Annotated in this window: 19 protein-coding genes, 1 pseudogene and 1 riboswitch; of the genes and pseudogenes, 4 read left to right on the top strand and 16 right to left on the bottom strand. The window is 40.8% G+C overall.

Going from position 1 to position 26,198, the window contains the following annotated elements; all coding sequences use genetic code 11:
* Positions 1 to 287: 287 nt before the first annotated feature.
* A complete protein-coding gene (locus tag AS888_RS01255) occupies positions 288 to 1,331 on the bottom strand; it encodes a LacI family DNA-binding transcriptional regulator (protein ID WP_061140396.1) in 1,044 nt (347 codons plus the stop codon).
* A gap of 919 nt (positions 1,332 to 2,250) precedes the next feature.
* Here AS888_RS01255 and AS888_RS01245 point away from each other — a divergent pair.
* The 3 genes from AS888_RS01245 to AS888_RS01235 all read left to right on the top strand — a co-directional run bounded on the left by AS888_RS01245 (position 2,251) and on the right by AS888_RS01235 (position 6,698).
* On the top strand, positions 2,251 to 3,822 hold the full coding sequence (locus tag AS888_RS01245; RefSeq protein WP_061140394.1) for an APC family permease: 1,572 nt from the start codon (positions 2,251 to 2,253) through the stop codon (positions 3,820 to 3,822).
* A gap of 32 nt (positions 3,823 to 3,854) precedes the next feature.
* A complete protein-coding gene (gene argH, locus AS888_RS01240) occupies positions 3,855 to 5,174 on the top strand; it encodes an argininosuccinate lyase (RefSeq protein WP_061140393.1) in 1,320 nt (439 codons plus the stop codon).
* Between the two features lie 228 nt (positions 5,175 to 5,402).
* Complete coding sequence (locus AS888_RS01235; protein WP_061140392.1) at positions 5,403 to 6,698, top strand: hypothetical protein; 1,296 nt, start codon at positions 5,403 to 5,405, stop codon at positions 6,696 to 6,698.
* A gap of 375 nt (positions 6,699 to 7,073) precedes the next feature.
* Here the strand turns inward: AS888_RS01235 and AS888_RS01230 are convergent, their stop codons facing one another.
* The 8 genes from AS888_RS01230 to AS888_RS01200 all read right to left on the bottom strand — a co-directional run bounded on the left by AS888_RS01230 (position 7,074) and on the right by AS888_RS01200 (position 16,791).
* Positions 7,074 to 8,420: an FAD-binding oxidoreductase gene (locus AS888_RS01230; protein WP_061140391.1), complete on the bottom strand. Its 1,347-nt coding sequence runs from the start codon at positions 8,418 to 8,420 to the stop codon at positions 7,074 to 7,076.
* Between the two features lie 463 nt (positions 8,421 to 8,883).
* Positions 8,884 to 9,312 (bottom strand): transcriptional regulator MntR, encoded by a 429-nt coding sequence (gene mntR, locus AS888_RS01225; RefSeq protein ID WP_061140390.1) that lies wholly within the window; start codon positions 9,310 to 9,312, stop codon positions 8,884 to 8,886.
* A 103-nt stretch (positions 9,313 to 9,415) separates the two neighbouring features.
* Positions 9,416 to 11,590, bottom strand: a complete 2,175-nt coding sequence (locus AS888_RS01220; protein WP_061140389.1) for a DNA topoisomerase III — start codon at positions 11,588 to 11,590, stop codon at positions 9,416 to 9,418.
* Positions 11,591 to 11,820: 230 nt separating this feature from the next.
* Positions 11,821 to 12,378, bottom strand: a complete 558-nt coding sequence (gene kdpC, locus AS888_RS01215) for a potassium-transporting ATPase subunit KdpC (protein WP_061140388.1) — start codon at positions 12,376 to 12,378, stop codon at positions 11,821 to 11,823.
* 24 nt (positions 12,379 to 12,402) lie between these two features.
* Positions 12,403 to 14,442, bottom strand: a complete 2,040-nt coding sequence (gene kdpB, locus AS888_RS01210) for a potassium-transporting ATPase subunit KdpB (RefSeq protein WP_061140387.1) — start codon at positions 14,440 to 14,442, stop codon at positions 12,403 to 12,405.
* Between the two features lie 23 nt (positions 14,443 to 14,465).
* Positions 14,466 to 16,139, bottom strand: coding sequence for a potassium-transporting ATPase subunit KdpA (gene kdpA / locus AS888_RS01205; RefSeq protein ID WP_061140386.1), 1,674 nt, complete (start codon positions 16,137 to 16,139; stop codon positions 14,466 to 14,468).
* Between the two features lie 25 nt (positions 16,140 to 16,164).
* Positions 16,165 to 16,239 (bottom strand): potassium-transporting ATPase subunit F, encoded by a 75-nt coding sequence (locus tag AS888_RS27095; RefSeq protein WP_397250522.1) that lies wholly within the window; start codon positions 16,237 to 16,239, stop codon positions 16,165 to 16,167.
* 168 nt (positions 16,240 to 16,407) lie between these two features.
* Positions 16,408 to 16,791: a hypothetical protein gene (locus tag AS888_RS01200; RefSeq protein WP_061140385.1), complete on the bottom strand. Its 384-nt coding sequence runs from the start codon at positions 16,789 to 16,791 to the stop codon at positions 16,408 to 16,410.
* Between the two features lie 392 nt (positions 16,792 to 17,183).
* Positions 17,184 to 17,324, bottom strand: a riboswitch (cyclic di-AMP (ydaO/yuaA leader).
* A 280-nt stretch (positions 17,325 to 17,604) separates the two neighbouring features.
* Between AS888_RS01200 and AS888_RS01195 the strand changes: the two genes are divergently transcribed.
* Positions 17,605 to 17,979 (top strand): Na-translocating system protein MpsC family protein, encoded by a 375-nt coding sequence (locus AS888_RS01195; protein ID WP_061140384.1) that lies wholly within the window; start codon positions 17,605 to 17,607, stop codon positions 17,977 to 17,979.
* A 151-nt stretch (positions 17,980 to 18,130) separates the two neighbouring features.
* Here AS888_RS01195 and AS888_RS01190 read toward each other — a convergent pair whose 3' ends face one another.
* From AS888_RS01190 to AS888_RS01160, 7 genes and pseudogenes are all read right to left on the bottom strand, one after another.
* A complete protein-coding gene (locus AS888_RS01190) occupies positions 18,131 to 20,488 on the bottom strand; it encodes a universal stress protein (RefSeq protein ID WP_061140503.1) in 2,358 nt (785 codons plus the stop codon).
* 779 nt (positions 20,489 to 21,267) lie between these two features.
* On the bottom strand, positions 21,268 to 22,017 hold the full coding sequence (locus AS888_RS01185; RefSeq protein WP_061140383.1) for an ABC transporter permease: 750 nt from the start codon (positions 22,015 to 22,017) through the stop codon (positions 21,268 to 21,270).
* Positions 22,018 to 22,779: an ABC transporter ATP-binding protein gene (locus AS888_RS01180; RefSeq protein ID WP_061140382.1), complete on the bottom strand. Its 762-nt coding sequence runs from the start codon at positions 22,777 to 22,779 to the stop codon at positions 22,018 to 22,020.
* Positions 22,780 to 22,973: 194 nt separating this feature from the next.
* A complete protein-coding gene (locus tag AS888_RS01175) occupies positions 22,974 to 23,327 on the bottom strand; it encodes a DUF1048 domain-containing protein (protein WP_061140381.1) in 354 nt (117 codons plus the stop codon).
* Positions 23,328 to 23,395: 68 nt separating this feature from the next.
* The gene (locus AS888_RS01170) at positions 23,396 to 23,716 is read right to left on the bottom strand and encodes a PadR family transcriptional regulator (RefSeq protein WP_061140380.1); all 321 of its coding nucleotides are present in this window, start codon (positions 23,714 to 23,716) and stop codon (positions 23,396 to 23,398) included.
* 646 nt (positions 23,717 to 24,362) lie between these two features.
* Entirely contained in the window at positions 24,363 to 24,824 is a 462-nt protein-coding gene (locus AS888_RS01165; RefSeq protein ID WP_061140379.1) for a GNAT family N-acetyltransferase, read from the bottom strand.
* A gap of 18 nt (positions 24,825 to 24,842) precedes the next feature.
* A pseudogene (locus tag AS888_RS01160) lies at positions 24,843 to 25,387 on the bottom strand (TetR/AcrR family transcriptional regulator).
* Positions 25,388 to 26,198: the final 811 nt, after the last annotated feature.

The following is a 26,198-nucleotide window of genomic DNA, read 5'->3' as shown; positions in this document are numbered from 1 at the left end:
ATCCATCTTCTTCTTACCATATCTTTCACCTCAATATCTTTGATAAGTCTCTACCTAAATCATAACAGATGCATCGACATGTAATCCAGGTTGCTTCATGCAACAGATGAAGCAACCTGCAAGCAATTTTCAACGGTCATGCAAGGTTTCCCAGGAATGGACTACAAAGGAAAGCGATAAAAATCTTCTTATTTGAAATGGAATGCATCATCAATGAAAAATCCCACGTTCAAAAACGCAGCCAGCTGGCTGCCCTCTTATAATGCTAACGCATTTCGCAGCTCTGTTTAGTAGGTCAGCGTCATCGCTGTTCGCTTGATCGATTTGCATGAATGCCTCTCCACAAAGTGATGCGGAATGATAGACCCAGTCGGAGCATCTCCAGTTTGCAGCTTCTGAATGATGCTTTTAGCTGCCTGATATCCTAAATCAAAAATATTTATATCTACAGAAGTCAATCCATGGAATGATGGTTCAGGGAAAAGAACCTGATTGAAGCTGACGATTGATATTTCCTCAGGAGTCCGTAGGCCCATTTCCCGTAGAGAATGCACAACGCCAAGTGCCAAAAAATCATCACTCATTACCAAAGCAGTTGGTGGTTCGTCGATTGATAGGATTCTTTTCGCAGCGGCTTGTCCACCTTCATGTGAAAAATCCTCATGTATGATATATTCCCCGCTTAGGACGATACCAGCCCTTTTCAATGCACGTTCGTATCCAAATAAACGATCTAAAGTCTTGACAAAGGTTAAATCGTCGCCAATGAATCCAATTCTTTCATGTCCTAATTGAATAAGGTAATCTGTTGCTTGTTCGGCAGCCAAGACATTGTCGTTATCTACATACGTGATCTCTTCAATGAAATCATATGGTTTTCCTATACTGACGAACGGAAAGGCCCTATCTCGTAAATAGGTGAGAATATGATCATTCATCCTTGAATACAAAAGGATGACCCCATCCACTATTCCCCCTTGAACCATCTTCACGACTCCCTCGTAGATTTCATCCTCCGTTTTCCCAGTGCTTAATAACAGGGAGTACTGCTCTTTTTGAGCCCCTTCACTAAGACCCTGGAGAATGGCAGGGAAAAATAGATTTTGATAAAAAACGTTTGACGAACTTGGTAGGACCAGGCCAATGATTCTGGTTGATCGTTTGGCAAGACTTCGAGCTATAAAGTTTGGATGATATCCTAACCTTTCCATTATCTTTCGAACACGCACCTTTGTTTTTTCGCTTATACGAGGATCATTCGAAATCACTCGAGAAACCGTTGATGGCGCAACATTCGCCCTTTGTGCCACTTCTTTTATCGTGATGGCCATGCGCTGTTTCCCCTCTCCCCTCTTTAACATTTATAGGCTTCATATAAAAAGATGAATCAATAAAATCTTCTCTAACTGGAAGTGTCTTTTATTTTCGTGTGAATAACATGTAAATACTTTATATCGTTTATCTTATTCAAAAAATTTCAATATTTCAATCTCTTTTTTATGCAAATTAAATAAAAAAGTTTCACACCCTTTTGCGTAAAATTCTTCATCGATGCACGCTGGCTAAACTTTTTGAACACTCGAATCACTAAACGCACGCGTGACATACCTTCATTCAAATAAAAATTTTGTTACGAACCCCTTAAGAGTAAATCAACCCTTTTCCTGCATGAAGGAATCAGTTTTGTTAAAAGATCCATTACCGGAGGAGGGTTTCATGACCATCATGCCCCCCTTTGAAGAGCTTGGAACGAAACTTTTCGCTCATTTTCTGCTTTTTAGAATGAGCGCCCGCCAAACCCGACGTTAACCTAAGCAAGATAAAGCAGTACCAAGTGAAGGGAAAAACATGCCATTCGCTAGTTCTCTTTCGAGGGCTTGTTGCCTGTATGGGGCATCATGTATGTCTTTACTCAATGAATGAACTATGTCACGGTTTAGTTTTTCGAATTTTCGAAAATTAGCATTGCGAAATGCGGGCAAATCAAATAAAATCATTTTAAGGTAATTACTCTTTTATTACCTTAAAAATACCAACTGAGTTATTGCTTATGGATTAAGCTAAAAGATCCCACTGGTTAAATAAAATGATGTTCGACCCATTAAGGATAGCTCGTTTCCAGCGTATTAACGAATAAATTTGAAAGGAGTTAGAGTACCTTATTAAAATATTCATCGTTCATGTGTATTAGAATCATTATGCTAGTTACAGGGAAAATCAATATACCCCATTTAAGAGAGAGGGAATTTCATGAATCAAGAGCAATATTTGAAGAAAAAAATGGGATTTTGGTCACTTACTGCACTATCTCTTGGAGGAATCATTGGATCGAGTTGGCTTTTTGGACCATGGAATACAGCAAAAATGGCTGGACCAGCTGCAATAATGTCTTGGGTCATTGCTGCATTCGTCATCACTCTAATTGCTCTTGTTTATGCTGAATTAGCAAGGGTAAGACCAGAAACCGGGGGGTTAGGCCGTTATCCCCTCTATTCCCACGGAAGATTGCTTGCTACAGTGACTAGTTACTCTATTTGGCTTGGTTACTGTGCCACTGCACCCGTTGAATCATCTGGAGTCATTCAATATGCCAATGAATTCTGGCCAGGCCTATATGATATATCCAAGGAACAACTAACGACAACGGGAATTCTAGCAGCGACTGTCCTAATGGTATTTTTTGTTGTGGTGAATTATTTTGGAGTCAAATTATTTGCAGTCACCAACACCATTATTACCACTATTAAATTTTTAGTACCTGTCTTAACCATCATTGCTTTTTTTATGACAGGTTTTCATGAAGAGAATTATACAAGTCATGGATTTGCCCCCAATGGATATGGCGCAGGATTAAGCGCAATCTTAACTAGCGGTATATTTTTTGCTTATACCGGATTTGGGAATGTCGTAATGATGAGTGGCGAGGTGGTAAACCCGAGGCGGAATATTCCGCTTGCTCTTATCACATCGCTAGGAGTCTCAGCCATTTTATATGCTTTACTTCAAATCGTTTTTATAGGGGCCGTGCCTCCTGAAATGCTGGCTAATGGTTGGAGCGGAATTAAATTCGACTCTCCATTTGCGAATTTAGCACTTATGGCGAATATGGTTTGGTTGTCTTGGACCATAACAGCAGACGCAATGATTTCACCAACCGGATCAGCGCTAGCCTATACTGCTGGAACTTCAAGACATGTCTTTGGGATGGCTAAAAGTCGATTCCTCCCATCTTATTTCGGAACGATCAATAAAAAATTTGGAGTTCCAACACGTGCACTTACCCTCAATTTTCTTATTGGGCTGCTTTTCTTATTTCCTTTAAAGAGTTGGACTGCCATTGTAGCCATTGTCGGATCAATCGGTATTTTCAAATATGCTTCAGCATGCGTCACAGTAATGGTGTTTCGTAAGGTTGGTTTAACCAAAGACAACGGTATCCCCGGCATGAATTTCATTGCTCCTTTAGCTTTTGTTTTTGCCACTCTTCTTATTTATTGGACAAATTGGAGTAGGATTCAACTAGCCATTTGGGGATTAGCGATTGGAATTGTCGGATATTTGATCACCCATTTTATCAGTAAACATAAATCGATAGAAATCATCGGTGGAATCTATCTTGTTATTTATATTTTGATGCTCGTCGGTGTATCATCAATTGGAAATTTTGGTGGCAAGGGTATTATCCCAGAGCCATTCATGTCTTACATCGTGGCAATAATTGGATTCGTTTTTTACTACTTCGCTGTTTATAACGGTGTGTGGTATATGCGAAACAAAGGGAACATTCAAGAATTGCAAGATATGGATAACACGGATAGTTAACTAAATTTGATATTTCAAAAGGAGAAATGGTCATGAAGTTATGGGGCGGTCGTTTTAGAGAAGAAGAAAACAAATTAATGGAGGACTTTAATAGTTCCCTTCAGGTTGATAAAAGACTTTATTCTGAAGATATTAAAGGAAGTATTGCTCATGTAAATATGCTTGTGAAATGTGAATTGCTTACCCAGAGCGAAGGAGAAAGCATTAGAAAGTCTCTTCTTTCGATATTGGAAGATATCGAGAACGGAACATTGTTGATCGAAGGGGATTTTGAGGATATTCATAGTTTTGTTGAAGCAACCTTAACAGAACGAATTGGTGAAACAGCAAAAAAACTCCATACAGCAAGAAGTCGTAATGATCAAGTTGCTTTAGATATCAGGCTTTACGCTAAAAATAAGGCATTAGAGGTGATCGAGCATATAGAAGATCTTCAACATAGCCTGGAACAAAAGGCAAAAGCAAACAATGTGATCATGCCAGGATACACCCATCTTCAGCGAGCGCAAGTCGTAACTCTTAAGCACCATTTAATGGCCTACTTTAGCATGCTGGATAGGGATAGAAAAAGAATTCATAATGCAATTGAAATGATGAACGAAAGTCCACTTGGATGCGGAGCTTTGGCTGGTACGACTCATACGATAGACAGGGAAATGACAGCAGAGGAGTTGGGATTTTCAAAACCCATGAACAATTTCCTCGATGGTGTTAGCGATAGGGATTACCTGTTAGAATTAATGTCTGGTTTTTCCATCATCATGATGCATGTTAGCAGATTAAGTGAAGAACTGATTTTATGGAGTAGTCAAGAGTTTAAATTCATTAGTATCGATGATGCATATTCTACAGGCAGCAGTATTATGCCTCAAAAGAAAAATCCTGACGCAGCAGAGCTAATAAGAGGAAAAACAGGAAGGGTATACGGTTCTCTTACTTCCCTTTTAACAACGATGAAAGGGTTGCCATTGGCTTATAATAAAGATATGCAGGAAGATAAAGAACCATTTTTTGATGCGTTGGATACTGTTTTGTCTTGTCTGGAGATCATGTCCAAGATGATTTCCACGATGAAGGTGAATACTGAAAATATGAAAAAAGCTGTAAAATATGGCTTTCTCAATGCAACGGAAGTCGCCGATTATTTAGTTAGCAAAGGTGTTGCATTCAGGGATGCCCACAGTATCGTCGGCTCCATCGTCATATATTGTGAAGATACTAATAAACCAATAGAAGAGTTGACACTGGACGAATTGAAGAGTGTGAATCCATTAATTGATGAAGACTTATATGACTTTATCGACTATCAAAATATATTAAATAAAGGCATTAAGGTGAACTTATTAAAATGATCTAGTACCTTCCAATCGAGGAGCCATAGGCATGGAATATTAATACGTTCCATGCCTATGACTCTTTTTTAGATCGCATTTTATATTCTTCTTAAAACATATAATCAAGTTCCTTTTGGAATCACGTGTTAAAAACATTTTCCAAATGACGAAGGATTAAACTTTAATTCCCTTTAATTTAAAGATACTATTAAAAGTAAGTAAATTTAGGGAACCAAGGAGAAAAATATGTATAAAATTGGAGTAGTCGGTCCTTATTCATCTGTTGAGCGCATTATTGACTTGGGTAAAGAATATGCGTCGATCATGGAATTTAAAGCCTATCCCTATGAGGATTTCAGAGAAACTGAAAAAATCGTTTCGACATTCAATAAAGATGTGGATGTTTGGTTTTTTTCAGGTCAAATTTCATATATGGTCGCGAAAAACACGGTAGGCCTAGGGGAAAATCTAGTGTATATCGATCATACTGAATCTGGCATCTATAAAAGTCTTTTGCATATGGGATATTTTCAAAAGGAGTTTTTAAGTAAAGTAAGTATCGATGAAATAACGACAACCCACTTAGAGCAGGCGTTAAAACAAATTGATATCACACCAAAAGAAATGTATATTAAAAATTTCGATATTAATTCAACTACGGAAGAATTGATCGCATTCCATCTTGACCTATGGAAATCGGGAAAAACGGAAGGTGCACTGACTTGTTTCGAGGCCGTATATCTAAATTTAAAAGAAGCAGGAGTTCCGACCTATCGTATATCTACAACCGATATGGAAATTCGCCAATCATTAAGAATCCTTGCAGAAAAATCGAGAACTTTTTACTTTAGAGACACCCAAATCGGTGTCCAAATCATTGAAATCGAACATTTCGAGAAAATATTTGAGAAAGCTAAAAGCTCGTACCATCTACAATTCTTAGAAATAAAATTAAAAGAAACCCTTCTTAGGTTTTGCGAACTGCTAGAGGGTTCATTAGTTGAGAAGGGAAACGGCCGTTATTTTATCTTTAGTACACGAGGTACAATTGAATCCAAAATAAAAGATTTAAAAGATACTGTCTTTTTGTTGTCTAACGAATCCAATGCTACCGTGACCGTAGGAATTGGATATGGCCAAACCCTTCACTCAGCAGAAATAAACGCTCAGCGTGCCATCCAGCTTTCAAAAGAAAAGTCAGAGAAGGGCATCGTTATCGTACAAGAGGACGGAACAATGATCCAATCCGTGGGGGAAGAAAAGGAATTACGTTTTTCTTACCGGATAGACGACAAGGATTTTATGGAAAAACTAAAAAAAGCCAAAATCAGTGTGAAAAACTATAATAAATTATATGCTTTAGTTAAAAGATTGAAATTGAACGATTTTACAATAAAAGATTTAACGACGCATCTTTATTGGGATGAAAGTAATGCACGGCGTATTGTAGTAAATTTATGTGAAGTTAATTTAGCAGAAATCATTGGTGAAGAGTCTTCTTCTTCTCGCGGAAGGCCAAGTAAAATTTATCGTCTAAAATAAGTAGGCCTTTTTCGGGTTTGCTTTATAGGTCAACGCCCTCCACTTTCGCAATAATGAATTTTTAATATGGCATATCGGTATTGAGAAATCATGGTTCACACTCCCTCCACCCAAAAAGGAGCTGTTGAATAGCTCCTCGTAAGGGTATTTTATATTTATCTTCCTTACCCCATTATTCGAATTCGGTATAACAAAATAAAAGCCTTTTCAATTAAGGCTTTCTGCCCCCTTTGCGGAAGGAGTATTCTGCTTTCAATGTCACATCTCTCCTTGCGCTTTAGTTCATGAAGAAAAAAAAGCTGGCAGCACCCTGATCTCAACTAACGTATAGGCTAGTTTAATCAATTGTAAATTTCCCCATAAAAGAACTACACCTCATTTGTTGGATGGCGGTATGCTCTGGGGAAAATGAAATAAATTTTTCGGATCATATTTCTCCTTTATTTTTTGAAGTTTTGCAAAGTTCGAGCCGTAATATGCTTTTCCAAAATTTTTAATATTTTGGTCTGGAACATTAACATAGGAACCCTGTACATATGGTTTTATTAACTTACGCACCCTTTCAACCGATTCAAGATTCATAGATTCTTGTGATTTTTTTTCCCAACTAGCATTCCATTCCACATAAAACAATGGATTACGCCAAAAGAAGGCTGTTTGATCGCTAGGTACTCTGCTTAAAGCCCCACCCCAATTGATAAAAAAGAAATTGGATTCTGTCCCAGTCGCTTCCTCCAAAAACTTCTTCATGATTGAAATTGGCTTTTCCGGCCAAAGATTAAGTCCCCAAGCCGAGGAGAATTTAACATACTGATCAGATCTACCAGGGATTGGTTCGTCAGGGTCCAAGAAATCTATAGCGTCCGGATAAGATAATGTTTCGATAACGATTTGCGTTGGTGTTCCAGAATTCATTAAAGGTTTCAATAATTTAATGAGCTCAGTTTTTGAACCGAGGAAAATTCCTTCGGCATGACACAATCCATTTACTTTGCTGAAAATCTCAAGAATACACCCTAATCGTTCATCTACGAACGGCGCCCATTTTTGCCAAGCACGACATACTGTCTCCAATTGTTCCCACGGCCAAATGATATTGAAGACGGTTGCAGTTTTAGGGGCACGGCGAACTTTAAATGTGTACTCGGTATTATACCCAAAATTACCTCCCCCTCCTCCCCTGGAAGCCCAAAACAAATCCTTGTTTTTCTCCTTATTTGCAAGAATGATCCTGCCTTCTGCATCCACTGTTTTCAATGCAAGGAGGTTATCACTTATAAGACCAATCGATCGTGAGAGCACTCCAAATCCACCGCCCATCGTAATTCCTCCGATGCCAACGGTTGGACTGTCTCCAAACGGAGCCATAAACCCTTTTTTAGCTAATCCTTTTACAAGCGGCCCTACATGAATTCCTGTTTGAACGGTGGCCATTGCCTTTTTTTTATTTACATGCACCTTTTGCATATCACTTACATCAATGACAATTCCCCCCTTCACGACTGAGAGGTCCTTATCAAGGGCATGACGGCCACTTCTCACACGCACGGGTGCTTTATTCTTACGTGCCCATTTAATGGCATTACTTACATCAACGGTATTTTGTGCAAAAACAAAGACCAAAGGAAGAGTATCAACATAAGGGTTCCAATTCTTGATGGCTTCTTTATAGCCAGGGTCTCCCATGAAAATCACTCGTCCTGTTAACTCTTTAGATCCCATGCATTCCACTCCCATTCAAAACTTTTGTAGATTATCAATTGTATGAATGGAGAATTGATACTATGAAGAAAAGTTAGAGATCAGGATTTCCTTCTTCCACCCTCCTTCCCGGATAATTACTACTTATCTTCATTCTTAAACTTGCCCCTTGAATAAGAACAGACTATGGCAGCCTGTATTTTTGTTACTCAACAGGGAAAATCATTTGGGCTATTCCAATGTAGAACGATAATGACTTTATGGTTTAATCTATGAGTGAAAACAAAGTTGATTGGAGCGGGTGTTCAAGATTACTGCGGGAAAAGCGTGTCTACGAGAGAACACGCAGGCGGTAACGGACCGCCTCTTCATAAGCGAGTTCCTCCTGTTAAAATCAACGTCCACATTGTACAGACATAAAAAAAAGCAGACAAATTCGATTTTCATCGAGTTTGTCTGCTTTTTGAAAGCTGCCATCGGCAACTTATTTTGGATTCTCTTCATTTCTTTTTTGTATCTTTCGTAGTTCCTCGACACGCTCAGGAACTTCCTCAAAAAATTCCACAAGGTCACCAATCCTATCGATGGCATTCCAACTAAGGTGGTGTTCAATTCCTTCAACATCATGATAAATATTTTCTTCCTTAACCCCGATCAATCTTAGCATCTGTTCCAAGAGTTCATGACGATATACAAGCCTTTTCCCGACTTTTTTCCCGTTAGCCGTTAAAACGAGGCCACGATACTTTTCATAGATCAAATATTTTTCTTGATCGAGTTTTTGAACCATTTTTGTCACAGAAGATGGATGGACGGAAAGATTTTCAGCAATATCGGAAACCCTTGCATACCCTTTTTCTTCAATAAGTAAATAAATTTGTTCTATGTAATCCTCCATGCTTGGTGTAGGCATTCGGAATCCTCCCATTTCAAAAGCATATCTAAAAATATTACTATATATACGTCCCTGAAACAAGCCGTTATCGTCCCAGGGGGCCATTACATGCAGTTTTTGATTAATTTTGCTTGACGGCTTGTCCTGCCGGGAATGTAAAATTGATTTTCTTTTCCGATTCGGACCATGATAAAATCGCATCAAAGGTCTTTTCGCCTTTTTTAAACCCGCTTATCAAGTCCGTTTCCCCGCTCGCCAGCAGCTTTTTGATATTGGCTTGGCTAATTTTCTTATTAAGGATTTTTTTCGAGATCGTAAAGTTACACTTCGTTTTTTGATAACTCACACATCCATAAAATTCGCCTTTATCGACAACTTTGGAACCGCATAGCTTACAATTGCCTACGGATGCCGAACTCCTCTTTTTAGGGCCGCTCCTTTGAATCGATTCGATATCCAGCCCTTGAAAATCCCAGCTTTCCGACGACTCCACAGCATCACTGATGATTTTTGCCGACATTTTTTTAACGGCTTCCATAAAGGCTCCGGCTGAAGCCTTCCCTTCACCAATTTCCCTTAATCGCTGTTCCCATTTGGCTGTCATCTCTGGCGAGGCGAGGATTTTCTCCCCAATGGCTGTAATCAGCACTTTTCCTTTATCGGTTGCAAATACCTGGTTCTTTTTGACATCAATGTATTTACGGTCTTTAAGCATGGTAATGATGCCTGCTCGTGTTGCTTCGGTGCCAAGGCCTTCCGTTTTCATCAGGACTTTTTCCAACTCTTCATTATCCAGATGTTTTCCTGCCGTTTTCATCAAGGTGATCAGCTGGCCCTCCGTATAGCGCTTTGGCGGCTGCGTTTTTCCTTCCTTCACCTTAATCTTGGCGACCTTTCCGGAATCCCCTTTTGAAACCTGCGGCAATAGGACATCATCATCTTCTTTGTCATTTTGGAAAATGACCTTGCGCCATCCTTCTTGGATCTGTTGCTTGCCCTTTGAAATGAATTCGGCACGCCTATCGACAAGCGTCTTAATGGTTGTATAATCAAAAATCGCCTTTTCATAATGGGCGGCAATCAGCCTCCTGACCACCAAGTCATAAATATTGCGTTCTTCAGCGGAAAGACGCTTTGGATCGGTAACCTGCTCCGTCGGAATTATGGCATAGTGATCCGTCACTTTCTTTTCATTTACATACCGTTTATTATTCATGATGCTCGGCTGCGGCAAGGGGAAAAGGGATTCATATTCCGAAAAGCCGCTTAGCTTTTGCAAGATATCAGGGAATGTCGCGGCCTCCCCCTCTGTCACATAGTTGGAGTCGGAACGTGGATATGAGACGATTCCTTTTTGATATAAGCTTTGAACGATATCGAGAGTCTGCTTTGGTGAATATTTATAAATCTTATTCACGGTTGCCTGCAATGACGATAGATTGAACAGCAAAGGAGGCTGAAATTCCTTTCTTTCTGTAGCCATTTCGGCTATTTCCGCTTCCTTGTCCTTACAGAAAGCGGCAATCTTTTCAGCAAGTTCTTTTGATTTTATTCTTGAATCGTTGTTCTGCTGCCATTTACCCTGGTATTTATTACCATCCATCTTGAAGTCAGCGAACACTTCCCAGAACGGTTCAGACTTGAACTGTTCAATCTCCATTTCACGCTTCACGATCAAAGCGAGGGTGGGAGTTTGAACCCGTCCAGCTGAGAAAACATCCGATACACCCTTCTGCTTCAATAAAATGCTATACGCCCTGGATGCATTCATGCCAACAACCCAGTCTGCACATGCCCTTGTATAGGCTTCATGATAAAGCGGTCTTGTTTTTTCTTCGCTGATCAGGTTCTGGAATCCTTCATAAATGGCTTTCGGGGTCAAAGAGGAAATCCATAAACGCTTCATCGGCTTATGGATGCTGCATAAATTCACGATATTGCGTACAATCAATTCTCCTTCACGCCCTGCATCGCCGGCATGGATGATTTCATCGACATCCTGCTTCCTAAGCAACGTCTTCACGACATTGAATTGCTTAGCCTTTTGCCTGGTCACTTCATATTGAAACCTCTCTGGAATCATCGGTAACGTATCCAGCGACCATTTCTTCCAATTTGCATGATATGTCTCCGGCGATACGAGTTGACACAAATGCCCGACTGCCCATGTCACATAAGCACCATCGGGAAAAAGTTCATTCGCCATGATTTCTATATATCCCTGTTGCTTCTTCGTTTTAAATTGAGCTGCCAACGTTGAACCTTGATCCGGTTTCTCCGCTATGATTAGCTTCATGTTCATCTTCACCTAATCCGTAACAAAATATCTTTCCCTATTTATTATACCTTAATTATTTCAATCGGCTATAGATGAGTTCGGATTAAACCATAGGAAAATGATGATTGAACATTCATAAAACTCCAACCGGATATCGGAAAAGCTATCTGGTCGAAAGGTTCATTATATACCCCGATCCAGCCAAAAGAAGTAGAAAAAGAGAGTTCCTTGAACCCTCCTTTTCTACACTATTTTAGTTGGTCCAATGCTATATTCAACGTTAATACATTCACCCGGGGGTCCCCGAATACTCCTAATGACCGTCCTTCAGTATGTTTATCAACAAGATTATATATACTTTTTTCAGATACACCTCGCTCTTTAGCAATGCGTGATACCTGAATTTTCGCCCCTTGGGATGAAATATTTGGATCAAGGCCCGAACCGGAATTGGTCAGTAAATCAGCAGGTATCTCCTCTTGTTTGACAGTAGGGTTATCTTTTAGAAATGTTGCCAAATCTTTTTTTGTGCGCTTGATCATGTCCTCATTGGATGGGGCATAATTGGGTGTACCTGATCCTGTCGCATCATATTCTATAGAAGAAACACGACCATGAAAGTAGCCCGGCTCTTTAAAAGATTGACCAATTAGTTCAGAACCTATGATTTTTCCTGATTCGTTTTTTATTAAACTGCCATCTGCTTTTGCAGGCATTATAACTTGAGCAACACCTGTCATTAGTAACGGATAGGCGATTCCACACATAACAAGGAGCACTAAACTTAAGCGAATATTTTTCAACATGAATTCTCACCCTTACTTTTAATTTTAAGCTACTTGTAGCATGACCAGCAGTATATCGATAAGTTTAATTCCTATGAAAGGAACGATCACGCCGCCCAAGCCGTATATGAACAAGTTCTTTTTAAGTAATTTTGAAGCACTCATAGGAACATATTTCACACCCTTCATTGCCAATGGGATGAGAAGGGGGATAATGATAGCATTAAAAATTAAAGCTGATAAAATGGCACTTTGTGGTGTAGCCAGATTCATGATGTTTAAAGCCTTCATCTGAGGAATGGCCAACATGAACATAGCTGGAATAATTGCAAAGTATTTGGCCACATCATTAGCAATACTGAAGGTTGTCAAAGCGCCCCGTGTCATGAGTAACTGTTTCCCGATTGCCACTACTTCGATTATTTTTGTAGGGTCAGAATCCAAATCCACCATATTCGCCGCTTCCTTCGCTGCGATGGTTCCTGTATTCATCGCCAATCCAACGTCTGCCTGTGCCAATGCAGGAGCATCATTCGTCCCATCTCCCGTCATCGCCACAAGTTTGCCTTGTGCTTGTTCCTGTTTAATGACCGAAATTTTATCTTCAGGCTTCGCTTCAGCAATAAAATCATCTACTCCCGCTTCTTTTGCAATGGTACTAGCTGTCAATGGATTATCACCGGTACACATAACGGTTTTTATGCCCATTTTCCGCAATTCATCAAAGCGTTCCCTCATGCCTGGTTTTACTGTATCCTTCAAGTAAATGACACCCAGTACACAGTTCCCTTCTGTAACAACAAGTGGAGTACCGCCAGCAGTTGCGACTTCATTCGTAATGCTTTCTAAATCGCCAGGAACTTTTCCACCTTGCTGCTGTATATATTGTCTAATTGAATCAGCAGCACCTTTTCTGATTTTTCTACCATCAGAAAAGTCTGTACCACTCATCCTGGTTTCAGCCGTGAACTCAATTCCAACTGTCCCGGCTTTATCTAATTCTTTATCAGATAAACCTGCTTTTTTAGCAAGTTCGATGACAGATCGGCCTTCAGGCGTTTCATCGTGTAATGATGAATGAACAGCCACTTTATTTAACTTAGCTTGGCTTATCCCCTTAACCGGTAAAAAAGCTGAAGCCATGCGGTTCCCATGGGTGATGGTTCCTGTTTTATCGAGGATGATGGTATTAATGTCACCAGCTGCTTCGACAGCTTTTCCCGACATGGCAATGACGTTAAATTGAGTAACCCTATCCATACCCGCTATCCCAATGGCAGACAATAGGCCCCCAATAGTCGTTGGGATTAAACAGACCAGTAATGCCACTAAGGTGGTGATGGGTAATGTGACTTTAATATAAGAAGCAATTGGTACTAGTGTCGTGCAAACAAGCAAAAAGATAAGGGTCAAACTGACTAGCAGGGTGCTCAATGCAATTTCATTAGGGGTTTTTTGTCTTTTAGCTCCTTCAACGAGATGGATCATTCGATCAAGAAAGGATTCACCTGGGTCCGAAGTGACGACAATTTTGATAAAGTCACTGATGACTTTCGTTCCTCCAGTCACCGAACAGAAGTCCCCACCTGATTCCTTGATTACGGGAGCTGATTCCCCAGTGATTGCGGACTCATCTACAGCTGCTACTCCTTCAATGACATCACCGTCGGTTGGAATTAAATCATTGGTTTCCACCAAGACAATATCACCTTTGCGGAGTTCTGTGGCATCCACTATCTTTATATAACCATCTTTTTGGAATAATTTTGCCTTAGTATCCTGTTTCGTCTTTTTCAAACTATCAGCTTGCGCTTTACCCCGCCCCTCTGCTAATGCTTCGGAAAAGTTAGCAAAGAGTATTGTAACCAGCAGTATTACGCTTACGGCAATGTTATAACCTCTATCCGATGTTCCTCCAAAAAAGTTTGGGAGTATGGATAGTAAAAGAGTGATAACAAATCCTATTTCAACTACAGACATGACAGGATTTCGAGCCATTATTCTTGGATCTAACTTTTTAAAGGCATCTTTTATAGCTTTCCAGACAATTTCCTTATTGAGAGTCCCATTACGCTTTGTACTCATTTTAGAATACTCCTTTTCTTCGTTTATCTAATTGTCAGCCATTCGGCTACTGGTCCGAGTGCAATGACCGGGAAGAACGTCAATGCCCCTATAACCGAAACCGTTGCCAAGAGAATGACCAGGAAAGTGCCATTATCCGTCTTGAACGTTCCAATCGTCTCGGGAACTCGTTTCTTAGTAAGTAAAGATCCTGCGACAGCGATTAGTGCAATCATGGAAAAGTAGCGGCCAAACAGCATGACCATTCCGGTGGATATATTCCAAAATGGAGTGTTATCCCCTAAACCTTCAAAACCGGAGCCATTATTGGCGGCCGAGGAGGTAAACTCATAAACAACCTGCGAAATTCCATGAAAACCCGGATTAGAAATAACCGAAGTGCCCATTTGTGTAGCTAAAGCAATGGCTGACGGAACTAAGATGAATAATGGATGCAAAAGGATGGCAATGGCTATTAGTTTCATTTCCCTGCCTTCAATTTTCTTCCCTAAAAACTCCGGCGTACGTCCAACCATCAATCCAGCAATGAAAACTGCCATTATTGCGTACATAAGGATATTGACCGTACCTACTCCATCACCGCCGAACACACAGTTCAACATCATTTCTGCCAATGGCACTAATCCGCCAAGCGGAGTAAGCGTATCATGCATATTATTGACCGTACCTGTCGTAGCAGCTGTCGTTACGGCTGTGAAAAGGGCACTCTGAGCGATTCCAAACCGAACCTCCTTGCCCTCCATACTTCCATTCTCTTGAGATATTCCCATTTTTTCTAATGATGGATTTCCATTTTGTTCACTGAAATACGTAACACCTAAAAACACAAGGAACATTAATCCCATTGCCGTAAAAAGAATCCACCCCAGTTTTTTGTTTTTTGCCATATACCCAAACGTTAATGGGAGTGCTACAGGTATCAGGAACATAGATAGAATCTCTAAGATATTGGTGAAACCATTAGGATTCTCATAGGGATGTGCCGAGTTGACACCAAAGAATCCACCGCCATTTGTCCCTAAATGTTTAATCGACTCCAATGCCGCTACAGGTCCGCGTGCAATATTCTGTGTCGCATCTTCCAATGTAGTGGCAACGGCTGTGGGATCAAGGGTTTGCGGCACCCCTTGGGATACTAGGACAAGCCCGATTAAAATAGATAACGGCAGAAGCATCCTGGTGATGGAACGAATTAAATCCACATAAAAATTCCCCATACTGCGCTGCCCGGTCAGACCTCTGAAAAAGGCCATACAGAGCGAAAGGCCGGTAGCCGGTGTCGTGAACATCAAAAATATGATGACGACCATTTGCGATAAATAAGAAAGTCCCGATTCCCCGCTGTAGTGCTGCAAATTAGTATTGGTAAGGAAACTTGCAGCAGTATTGAATGCCAATAACGGATCCATATTGGCTATATTACTTGGATTACCTGGTAATACGCCTTGAAAGCGAAGGATCAAGTACGAACTAATAAACATGACCATATTACTCAAAAGTAGGGCCTTAGCATATTGCTGCCAGTTCATATCACCCGTATGGATACCAGATAGTTTAAAAATGCCCCGTTCTATTCCCCCAAACATTCGATCTTGTTTTGTTGTTTCAAGGGAATAAACATTAACTAAGTATTTCGCCAGCGGTATGGCAATAATAATAACGAGTGCCAATACCAGACCGATTTGAAAATAATCCATTTGCATTTCCTCCGTTTTGTAGCGATTAATATTTTTCCGGATAAATTAAAGCATGAACCAAGTACAACGAAAGTGCTCCAACAATAATGAATAAAAGCATGCTACTACTCTCCTTTTTTTTCGATAACTTTGTTACAAAAATGGAGAAATCCAAAAAACAGCAAGAATGAAAAAGTTGTAAGTGACACCGAAAAAAGATCCATCATCATCTCTCCTTCCAAGCGATGAATATATTAAACAATTAAAATGGCTCACCCCCTTAAAGTTATTAGGTTCCGCTTGTTAGCAGCCAGTCATAGCTGTAACCGTCTGGTTTACTGACGATGACAAAATCGGCTCCCATTTTTTTATATAGACTGGAATTTCGATGATGATGAGTGACAACAAACAGCCTAAAATGTTTGAGCCCTGAAAAAATCCTCACAAGATTGATTCCATCAAGTAGACAATTTGGGAACAAATAAATACAGCTATACCGGTTTGATTTATCAACCATTAATCCATCACAATCCTCCAGTTCTCTTGTCGGCATCAACCATTCTTCATCATAATCTACAATTTCCAAGTTACTTGTATCCGTGTGGGTGGCTCCTATACTTCCCTTTACAGATTTGTATAAATCCCCTTTTCCAACAATCAGCACTTTTCTCATGCAATCCACCTCATTAGTACTTTTTGTGACCTAGTTTCAAGCTGCATACTATCTGGGGAAGTGTAGCCTGCCAGTTGAAAACATAAAAAATAGACCAATGCTTACTTTTCCCCCATATATGCAGCCATGCAGGAGCTATCCATATCCGCGCGCAAATCAAAAATGATTCACGCACCGGTTATTGGATACGCTGCATTAGCAAACAAATATAATTGGAGAAAAAGTACTCATTGGTCTACTTAACGCCCAGTCAGCATGTGCTTTCTTTGCGTTCTGTCTTCCATGATCCTTTTTCATATGAAAATAGGCAAATTAAAAAGACCTACTTTATCATTCATGTTGCTCATTGCCGTTTTCACAACAAAAAAGCCCCATGATTAAGGCGGTCTCATGACCTCCTTCGCTTTAGCCGACGAAGTTAGCTGACGGGTAGGATGGCGAAAGAGTCTCTCATCCTTTCTGCATAAGCAGAATTAACCCCAAAAAATTGGTTCCTCCGTTCCTGATCACTCAGGACTAAGCCGTGTTTCAATTGTTGGTGTTGAATATGTTGTTATTCTAAGCTCGTTACCTGCCACTTGTAAATTGGCATTTTGGGGCGAATAAGACCAGTTTGCCCACTTATTCTATAATATTCTCATTTTTCCTAATGTTTCCTTATGATAACACTAATTTTCTCGTTTAAAAAAACTTATTTTCTTTATAAATCTTACTATTTCAAGTTAAGAATCATTTTTTCGAATGTTATTGACAAGACTCAGGCCGGACATTATGATAAGTTGCATAAATTGGGAGAAAAGCAGGGGAGACAATATGGTGAATTCCAAAAAGAAACTAGAGGCAGAAATAAGTGCAGCCTTTATAACATTTCAGCGAGAGCTTATGGGCCGAGGTCCTCAAGAAGCGAAAACATACATTGTACAGGATATGGTCATTACCCGTTTTAAGGGAGTGCTGACTGTGGAAGAAAAACACCTTGTTTCCCAAGATACCGGGCGGAGGCTAGTCAAAGAAATGAGGCAGGTGTTAAGGGAAATGTACAGTAAGGATTTTGAGGAGATCGTGAATCGGCTGACGAATTGCAACGTTCTTTCCAGCCATAGTGATATCAGCACGAAAACGGAGGAAAGACTGGAAGTGTTCATTGTAGATAGAGACCTTGAAAAATTCTTAGAATCCAAGGCATAATTTTGACCCTTCCTCTTCCGCAACACCCCAAATTACCAATTCAAACAAACCCAGAATGATAATCAACTGGGTTTGTTGTTAATACTATGTGTATTCCCACACAGGTTACATCCCTCCCTAATTAAGGAATTCGATTTCCGTAATTGCATTATTAAGGTTCTTTAAGTTTTTCAACCATTTCTGGTTTATGATCGGCAACCACCAATACATCCAAATGGCGAACCGCACGAAGCAATTTTTGTACAACCGATCCTTTCATGATTTCTTCCAGCCTTTTCCGGGCAGATTGTCCGATTATAACCTGTGTCGCATTTTTTTCATATAATCGTTTAACCACCTCCCCAACTACTTTTCGTCGATGATGCGTTTCATACATGTTGAAATCCCCCCCAAGCCGTTCCGTCAATATTTTTAGTTTTTCCAATGTTTTTTCCTCCTCCTCTTTTAGAGGCGAATGATCCTTAACGTAAGCGACGAACCAGTGTGCTTTTAACCGATAGGCAATACGGAAGCCCCGCCGAATTAAACGTTCACTATCCGGACGCAAATTAACACAAACAAAAATAACCTCCTGCTTTCTCCAAGGTCCCCTTAAGGTCCGCTTTCTTTCCCATGACTCAAGCCTTTCGTCCACATCATCAGCTACCTCACGTAAAGCTAATTCACGCAGAGCTATCAAATTGCCCGTTTTGAAAAAATTGCTTAGAGCTTGATCAATTTTATCTTTAGCATAAATATTCCCTTCCAGCATTCGTTGCTGCAAGCCAATTGGTGACATGTCAATAAGTTCAATCTCTTTTGCGATATGCAGGATATGATCCGGTACTGTTTCACGAACGCGGACTCCAGTAATTTGTTCGACACTATCGTTTAAGCTTTCCAGATGTTGAATGTTCATAGTGGATATAACGGAAATGCCCGCTTTCAAAATTGTTTCGACATCCTGGTGACGTTTTTTATACATACTTCCAGGTACGTTTGTATGAGCCAATTCGTCAACAAGAACAACCTCAGGTTTCCTTTTTAAAATCGCGTCTGTATCCATTTCTTCCAGCACTACATTTTTATATTGTATTTTCCTTCTCGGAATTAGTTCTAATGTGCCGATTTGTTCAAACGTATCCTCTCTTCCATGCGTTTCAAGAAACCCAATTACAATATCTATCCCCTTCCTTTTTAGTTCGTTTGCCTCACGGAGCATCGTATAAGTTTTGCCAACACCTGGCGCAGCCCCGATATACACGTTCAATTGCCCCTGGCGGATCTTATCAATATGATCTATTACCTCTTCATTTGACAGGCGGCGATATGGATTCCGATTATGTTCATTCCACTTGGCCGGGATCACCCTTTCACCATTTTTCCCCGTTCGGTCAGCGACGATAAAAACATCAATATTTCGGCTTTTTTGAAGTATCTTATTAATGATCGATCCGTGAATGATTTCCTCCCAAAGGCTTCGTTTCGATTGACCCATTACGATTCTTGTAACATTTTTCTCAGTTGCATAATCTACTATTTCCCCAGCTACATCCTCTCCTGCAAGGGGACGTTCTTCAAATTCCCCACCTATTTTATGTACCAGCTTTTTAATAGATCTCCTGAAGGTTCCCTCCTCCTTTGACAATTTCTTAATGGGAGAATAAAGACACACCACATATAACTCCCCGCCCAGGCGTTTTGCCATTTGTTGCCCGCGCCGTATGAGAATGGATCCATTCCAATGGTATTGGACGGAAACAAGGACTCGCTCAGAAGCACCAGATGGCCCTATCAATCCTTGTTGTTCACGGTAATCATCTAATTCGTCATTAACCTCTCCAGCTAAAAAACGGAGGGAAAGCTCCCGTAATACGGCCAAATTATCTCGTCTGAATAATTTCCCCCTTTTTCCTTTCGCTTCTTTTTTTTGTTCGATTAAGTCATCATGAAGGCGATTAAGAATTTGTTCCGGGGTAACGTCCAGAAGCTTCACCTCGTCTGCCATTGCAAGCGTATTATCTGGAACGCACTGGTCCACTTGAACCCTCACTCCCAAAAGCTTTTCAGCTACCTCCTTCACACCCTCCAATTCATAGATGTTAATCGTTGTGATGACACTTATGTTGTAGCTCATTAACGTTAGCACATCATCTAATCTAGTCTTATTTGAGGCATCTGGACGGTTGCGATGGGCCAAGGCGTCCACAAGAACAACTTCAGCATTCCGTTCAATGATGGAATCAATATCCAAATCTTGTTTAAGGATCCCCCCCTCCATCCACTCAATGGGTGCAATTCTTTCTAACGCCCCTATTTGTTCAATGGTTCTGGGGCGATCGGATGCACTTACTGTCCCTACTACTACATCAATCGCCTTTCTCTTTAATGCATTTCCTTCCAATAGCATATGATAAGTCTTCCCAGATCCGGACACTGCCCCCAGAATGATTTTCAAGCGGCCACGGTGAACTTTATGAATGGATTGTAAAAATTCTTCTGGTGATTTTCTGCGAAACTTCTCTCCCATTTTTTTTCGCTCCTTTTCCTTCAAACTATGTGAAAAAAAAGCTTTACCACCTTTCATTCTCAGAACCTTCCAATACATCATTTCATTTTTTAGTGCAGAACACTACAATGTTGGTGCAGTATCCGCCATACAGGAATACCTCCAGAAGACCGCCCTGCACCTACAGGCCCTTTGTTACTTAAGAGCCCGACCGTTTCTATTTGCATCATTTTCGTTCACACGAATAAATGGTAAAAAAAAAGACCTCGGTTCCTTTTATTCCATGTGAACACAAGTGCATCATTACTCTAACCCAAATAAGAAAATAGATTCATGAATGTTATCTCGTCTTACTAACAAAGCAAGGATAAAGTCCCATAGGTATACTAAGCGCCCAGCAAGCGAAATTGCTCCTTTCTCATTTACCAAGGTGAAAATTCAACTGACAGCTGGCACTATTTCCGTCTATTCTACGTTTACCAAGGCTAGTTGTAAATCCATGTATTGAAAAATTTGATTTTGCTGGATTCCCCTTTTTTTCATATGCATATAACCACTTCCATTCGTTGCACAAGCAAAAAATGAGAACCTGTTAGATTTATAGCCTTCTCGCAGAGAATTTAGGAAATTGCTATTATATCGAAAAAACCATGGATTACATTTTAGCGAAAATGTAATCCATGGATACTAATGTTAACAATGCAGTTTGGCCGCCATGAAAGCGGCCTTCCAGATGATAGCACGTGCATGTAACACAAATGCCATTGTTTTGTAAGTCGGATCGTTTCTTTATGGTTCACTTACCCTACCTGACGTTTAAATACTATACTGGCGAAGAAATAAGCGACGACCATGGTGCCGACGCACCAGGCAATCGCGATCCAGATTCCGTTACCAACAGATCCTTCATACAAAAGGGCACGTATCGAATTCACGATTGATGTCACGGGCTGGTTCTCAGCGAACGCACGGACAATTTTCGGCATGGTTTCGGTGGGGACAAAAGCCGAACTGATAAACGGGAGGAAAATCAGCGGGTACGAGTAGGCTGTAGCCCCTTCCATGGACCCCGCTGTCAGTCCGGGAATGATCGCCAGCCATGTCAGCGCCAATGTAAACAGCCCGAGTATCCCGGCTACCGCGAGCCAATCGAGAATTCCGGCGTTGGACCGGAAGCCCATCAAGAGTGCAACGAGGATGACCACCACGATGGTAAGCGCATTGGAAACAAGCGAGGTCAACACGTGTGCCCACAATATTGACGAGCGCTTTATGGGCATGGTAAGGAAACGCGCCATCAGCCCGCTCTTTACATCCGTAAACAGACGCACGGAAGTGTAAGCGACGCCTGAGGCGATGGCCATCAGCAAGATTCCCGGCAATAGATAATTGACATAGTTATCCGTGCCGGCCTTAATGGCGCCGCCAAATACATAGACAAATAGCAGCATCATCATGATCGGCGTAATTGCGACCGTGATGATCGTATCCGGGCTGCGCATGATGTTACGCATTAAACGCCCTAGCAATACCCCTGTTTTACGTTTCATTTACATCTCCTCCTTTTTGCCGATGATCGCGAGGAAAATTTCCTCCAATGTCGGCTGCTTCTCGATATACTCCACTTTCGCTGGCGGGAACATCTCTTTGAGTTCGGTAAGGGTGCCGGTCGAGATGATTTTTCCGCCATGAAGGATGGCGATGCGATCGGCCAATTGTTCGGCTTCCTCCAGATATTGGGTCGTGAGTAAGATGGTCGTGCCGCCGCCAGCAAGCTCCTTGACAGTATCCCAGACTTCTATACGCGCTTCGGGGTCAAGCCCTGTCGTCGGTTCGTCGAGGAAAATGACTGCAGGCGTCCCGATCAGGCTCATGGCAATGTCAAGCCGGCGCTTCATCCCGCCGGAATATTTGTCCGCGCGGCGGTTGGCCGCATCGGTCAGGCTGAATCTTGCAAGCAAATCGTCGGCGACAAGGGCAGGATTGGAAATCCCCCGCAATTTGGCTATCATCATCAGGTTTTCCCGCCCTGTGAGCATACCGTCTAAAGCTGAGAACTGTCCTGTCAGGCTGATGCTTTGGCGAACATGATCCGGTTGACGCTGGACATCATGACCGCAAATATCTACTTCGCCGCCATCGCCCTTCAATAGTGTCGAGAGAATATTGACCGTCGTCGTCTTGCCCGCTCCATTTGAGCCCAGCAATGCGAAAATTTCTCCACGCTGCACCTCAAGGTCGACCCCCTTTAAGACTTCCTTGCCTTTAAAGGATTTTTTTAGCCCTTTTACAGAAATCACTGCATGTTCCATACTTTTTCCTCCTTATAATCAGCTCGGCAAGACCGCCAGAGATATCCGTAATCATCCGTAACGCGTCCTGCGGAGCTAGTTTGCCTATGCTCCTCTATTTAGTGTGACTGATAATCTGTATGACTTACTACTGATTGAAAATATAACTGAATAGCAAAGGCAATACACATTCTCAATCAGCTATTCAGTCCATATCATTTATTAAATTTATTTTTTCCCAATCGATTAACGATAGTCGCATTTAAATCTTCACGATATTTGGCGACATAGGTTTTAGCGTTTGCCACTAGTTCGTCGGCAAAGGACGCCACGTCATCCCCTGTTATTTCCAGTACCTGCCTGCCTTCTGCTGCACCAGCTTCGAACAAATCGATTAATTCATACTGCATGCGAAGCATATCCATCCCGTTACCAGCTGAGAAATTCCACATGTAGGCTTGAATTTTCTTAAATACAAACTGGTAATCCTCCGGAAGGGCATCGACCCGCGCCATCATCACCTTGTATTCTCTTTTATCACCAATCATTTTTTTGAACATTTCCATCATGTTATTTTTCCTCCTATTTTATAAAGCTGAACAAATCACCTTAATATCGTACGGAATACTATATGATGCTAAATTGACTTTAAGACGTTGATTTTTGAGGAAACAAAAGCCCATTTTTCCCAAAACAATTCAAGTTCCTCGCGGCCGGCATCATTAAGTGAATAAAACTTGCGGGGCGGTCCCATATCTGACGGTTTCTTTTCTATGTTCACCAGTTTTTTCTTTTCTAAGCGAACGAGGATGGTGTAGACCGTCCCTTCCACGACTTCAGTGAACCCAAGCTCGTTGAGGCGGCGGGTAATCTCGTAGCCATAAGTTTCGTGGCGGCTGATGATTTCGAGCACGCAGCCTTCCAGCGACCCCTTCAGCATTTCAGTTAAATTTTCCATGTTCAGAGCCTCCTCTACTTAGTCTGACTTATATTAAGTATAACTCAGTACCGAGGAAAATTTTTCACTGTATAGCTTTTCTAATGATATGCTATTCAGTAATGAGTATACATGTGCATGGTAAAATCGATTTATTTGCAGCCTAACGATTCAGTCGCGTTGGTATCTAGTGTGACTTACTACATGTATATCGTATCACTCAGTAGATGCACTGTCAACACGATACTCTGATTATTTTTTTACGGGCTATCTCCATTGTATACAGCTTTTTTGGGGGACCTTTTACTTCCTCTTTTGTTTTTTCCATGATTACATCGCCATTCATTACCACATAGCAGCTGTAAATATAGGTTTCCAGGTCGCTGATGTGAGGTCTTCACGTACTCGAATGACCAATTCCTTCCGAAAAAAATTTTACACGAATATCGGTTTTTGTACTATCCTGCCCTCGATAGCTGTTTAAAAGGCAACGCATCCGTTAGCTCAAGCAGAAGAGCCTCCTTCATTTATTAAGAAGGTCCCCCCCCATACATACCATGCATTCTAATATTTTAATGTTTCAGTCACTATCGGAAAAGTTTTTGGTTGTTTAATTTATCATAGCTACGTTGAATCCTTTCTATACACCCAATGCTTGACAATATCGTCACAACTGTTTATGCACAAATTCCCTGTATTTTGTAAAATCTTGGTTTTGATAAAACTGCTTTGCCACACTGTTCCCTGACCAATAATCCAATTCCAATACATCTATTCCCTTCTCGATGGCAATTTCTTCTATCCGTTTCATAAGGCTTGACCCATATCCCTTATTCCTTTTCGTATCGACTATGCTGATTTGATGTACATAAACGGACTTATAAGCTTTTTTAAATGGATTTTCGGGATATTCCCTTGTCTCTATCCATGCATAGCCTACCGCTTCGCCATCATCTTCCACCAGCAGGAAAATGAAACGTTCGTTTTGAAAGAGGCTTTTGAAACCAGCCTTCACATTCTCATGATTATATTCCTTAAAATGGGCAGGATATAAATTCGAGTGTAAACCGTGCACATATTCATTTAATTTAGCCACCAATTGGAAGTCCTTCGTTTGACTTATTTTCATAACAATCCCCTCACCTATTTATATATTTCTTTTGAGCATCTTGCCCACTTGCTTGGCCAAAGATTCCATATCACCATCAATTTCTTCCAACACATAAGATTCCATTACACCCATGACAGCTGTTCCTAAATATTTCAAACGATATTTTTATTGATATTCTGGTTCAAAGCTGCATTTGCATTAAGCTTTTTATCCACCTCACCCATGATGAATGACAATATTTTTTTTCGAAATGATAAGGGGCCATTACTTCTGAAAATGGAGGCAAAAAAAGATTTATGATCCTGAAAATACTCGAACCAGATAATCGTACCTTCTATGAATCCTTTGCTTTGTTTTTGATAACATATTACTCTCAACCGTTTTAAATGGACATCCACAATCTTATTCAATAGATCAAACTTATCCATGTAATGCAAGTAAAATGTTATTCTGCCAATTTTAGCTTTTTCCGTAATATTCTTCACGGTAATATCGTTAAATCCTTGATTTATCAGCATTTCCAGAAATGCCGGTTGAATGGCTGCTTGTGACTTGACTATTCGTCTATCTATTTTATTCATACAGAAGGCTCCTTTTAGTAACCTATACACACTCGAGAAAAATGAATTCATACGCTGTTATACTAGTGCGCATAAAATAGGTTCGATAACTATTTTATCATAACTACACACAAGTGCATTAAAACCCTTATGCGTATATGAAATCAGTGAGAGGCTTTGATGCTTTTCATGTAGCCGAAGAGCTGTTAACGCGCACCTGTACCTATACTCATAGGCAGTGTAACGGGCGGGTTCGGTTCGTAGTATATAGATGGTCACGAGCTCTATAATCGGGCAGCTTCAGAAAAAAGGATTAGTCCATTGTCGAAGGCGAAAGTCATTATGATTTATCCACAACCAGAACCTGCTCATCAAGATGTTGAAAAAGTGGAAGCTTTCTATAAGCACCTGTAATCTTCTCCCGTCCAATAACGGCACCCCCGATCTGCTAGATGAAAATCTAAAGATCGAGGTCAATTCAGGGCAAGGCCCCTTTAGCCTTGCTCGATGATTGGAACATATATGCTGGCTTGAATCTGTCCATAATCGGCTTGTTGCTGTTTCGCCTTATATCGTTCAAGCTCTGGTCCGCCAGAGTGTTCTTAAACGAAAAAGGAAACCATTGTTCAAATATGATTTCCAGGTTTGTTGAATGGCGTCTTGAAGCTTCGCCCCATCGACCTCTGGAGTCGTAAGTTAACAAAGCCCCCAGTTGCTTTTGATTCTATCGGACATATCACTGGTTTTAGAAAAAAACATTGCTTAAAGTCGTGGATTTAGCTTAATATCTTAAAATGATGTATATTGGTGAAAACAAGTTGGTTTTCATTTT

This window comes from Peribacillus simplex, assembly GCF_001542915.1.
GTDB lineage: Bacteria > Bacillota > Bacilli > Bacillales > DSM-1321 > Peribacillus > Peribacillus simplex_B.
This window is presented reverse-complemented; position numbering and strand designations above follow the sequence as displayed.

Coding starts and splice junctions, on each gene's coding strand:
- AS888_RS01255 (WP_061140396.1), bottom strand. CDS start 1,331: ATGGCCATCACGATAAAAGAAGTGGCACAAAGGGCGAATGTTGCGCCA.
- AS888_RS01245 (WP_061140394.1), top strand. CDS start 2,251: ATGAATCAAGAGCAATATTTGAAGAAAAAAATGGGATTTTGGTCACTT.
- argH (WP_061140393.1), top strand. CDS start 3,855: ATGAAGTTATGGGGCGGTCGTTTTAGAGAAGAAGAAAACAAATTAATG.
- AS888_RS01235 (WP_061140392.1), top strand. CDS start 5,403: ATGTATAAAATTGGAGTAGTCGGTCCTTATTCATCTGTTGAGCGCATT.
- AS888_RS01230 (WP_061140391.1), bottom strand. CDS start 8,420: ATGGGATCTAAAGAGTTAACAGGACGAGTGATTTTCATGGGAGACCCT.
- mntR (WP_061140390.1), bottom strand. CDS start 9,312: ATGCCTACACCAAGCATGGAGGATTACATAGAACAAATTTATTTACTT.
- AS888_RS01220 (WP_061140389.1), bottom strand. CDS start 11,590: ATGAAGCTAATCATAGCGGAGAAACCGGATCAAGGTTCAACGTTGGCA.
- kdpC (WP_061140388.1), bottom strand. CDS start 12,378: ATGTTGAAAAATATTCGCTTAAGTTTAGTGCTCCTTGTTATGTGTGGA.
- kdpB (WP_061140387.1), bottom strand. CDS start 14,442: ATGAGTACAAAGCGTAATGGGACTCTCAATAAGGAAATTGTCTGGAAA.
- kdpA (WP_061140386.1), bottom strand. CDS start 16,139: ATGGATTATTTTCAAATCGGTCTGGTATTGGCACTCGTTATTATTATT.
- AS888_RS01200 (WP_061140385.1), bottom strand. CDS start 16,791: ATGAGAAAAGTGCTGATTGTTGGAAAAGGGGATTTATACAAATCTGTA.
- AS888_RS01195 (WP_061140384.1), top strand. CDS start 17,605: ATGGTGAATTCCAAAAAGAAACTAGAGGCAGAAATAAGTGCAGCCTTT.
- AS888_RS01190 (WP_061140503.1), bottom strand. CDS start 20,488: ATGGGAGAGAAGTTTCGCAGAAAATCACCAGAAGAATTTTTACAATCC.
- AS888_RS01185 (WP_061140383.1), bottom strand. CDS start 22,017: ATGAAACGTAAAACAGGGGTATTGCTAGGGCGTTTAATGCGTAACATC.
- AS888_RS01180 (WP_061140382.1), bottom strand. CDS start 22,779: ATGGAACATGCAGTGATTTCTGTAAAAGGGCTAAAAAAATCCTTTAAA.
- AS888_RS01175 (WP_061140381.1), bottom strand. CDS start 23,327: ATGATGGAAATGTTCAAAAAAATGATTGGTGATAAAAGAGAATACAAG.
- AS888_RS01170 (WP_061140380.1), bottom strand. CDS start 23,716: ATGGAAAATTTAACTGAAATGCTGAAGGGGTCGCTGGAAGGCTGCGTG.
- AS888_RS01165 (WP_061140379.1), bottom strand. CDS start 24,824: ATGAAAATAAGTCAAACGAAGGACTTCCAATTGGTGGCTAAATTAAAT.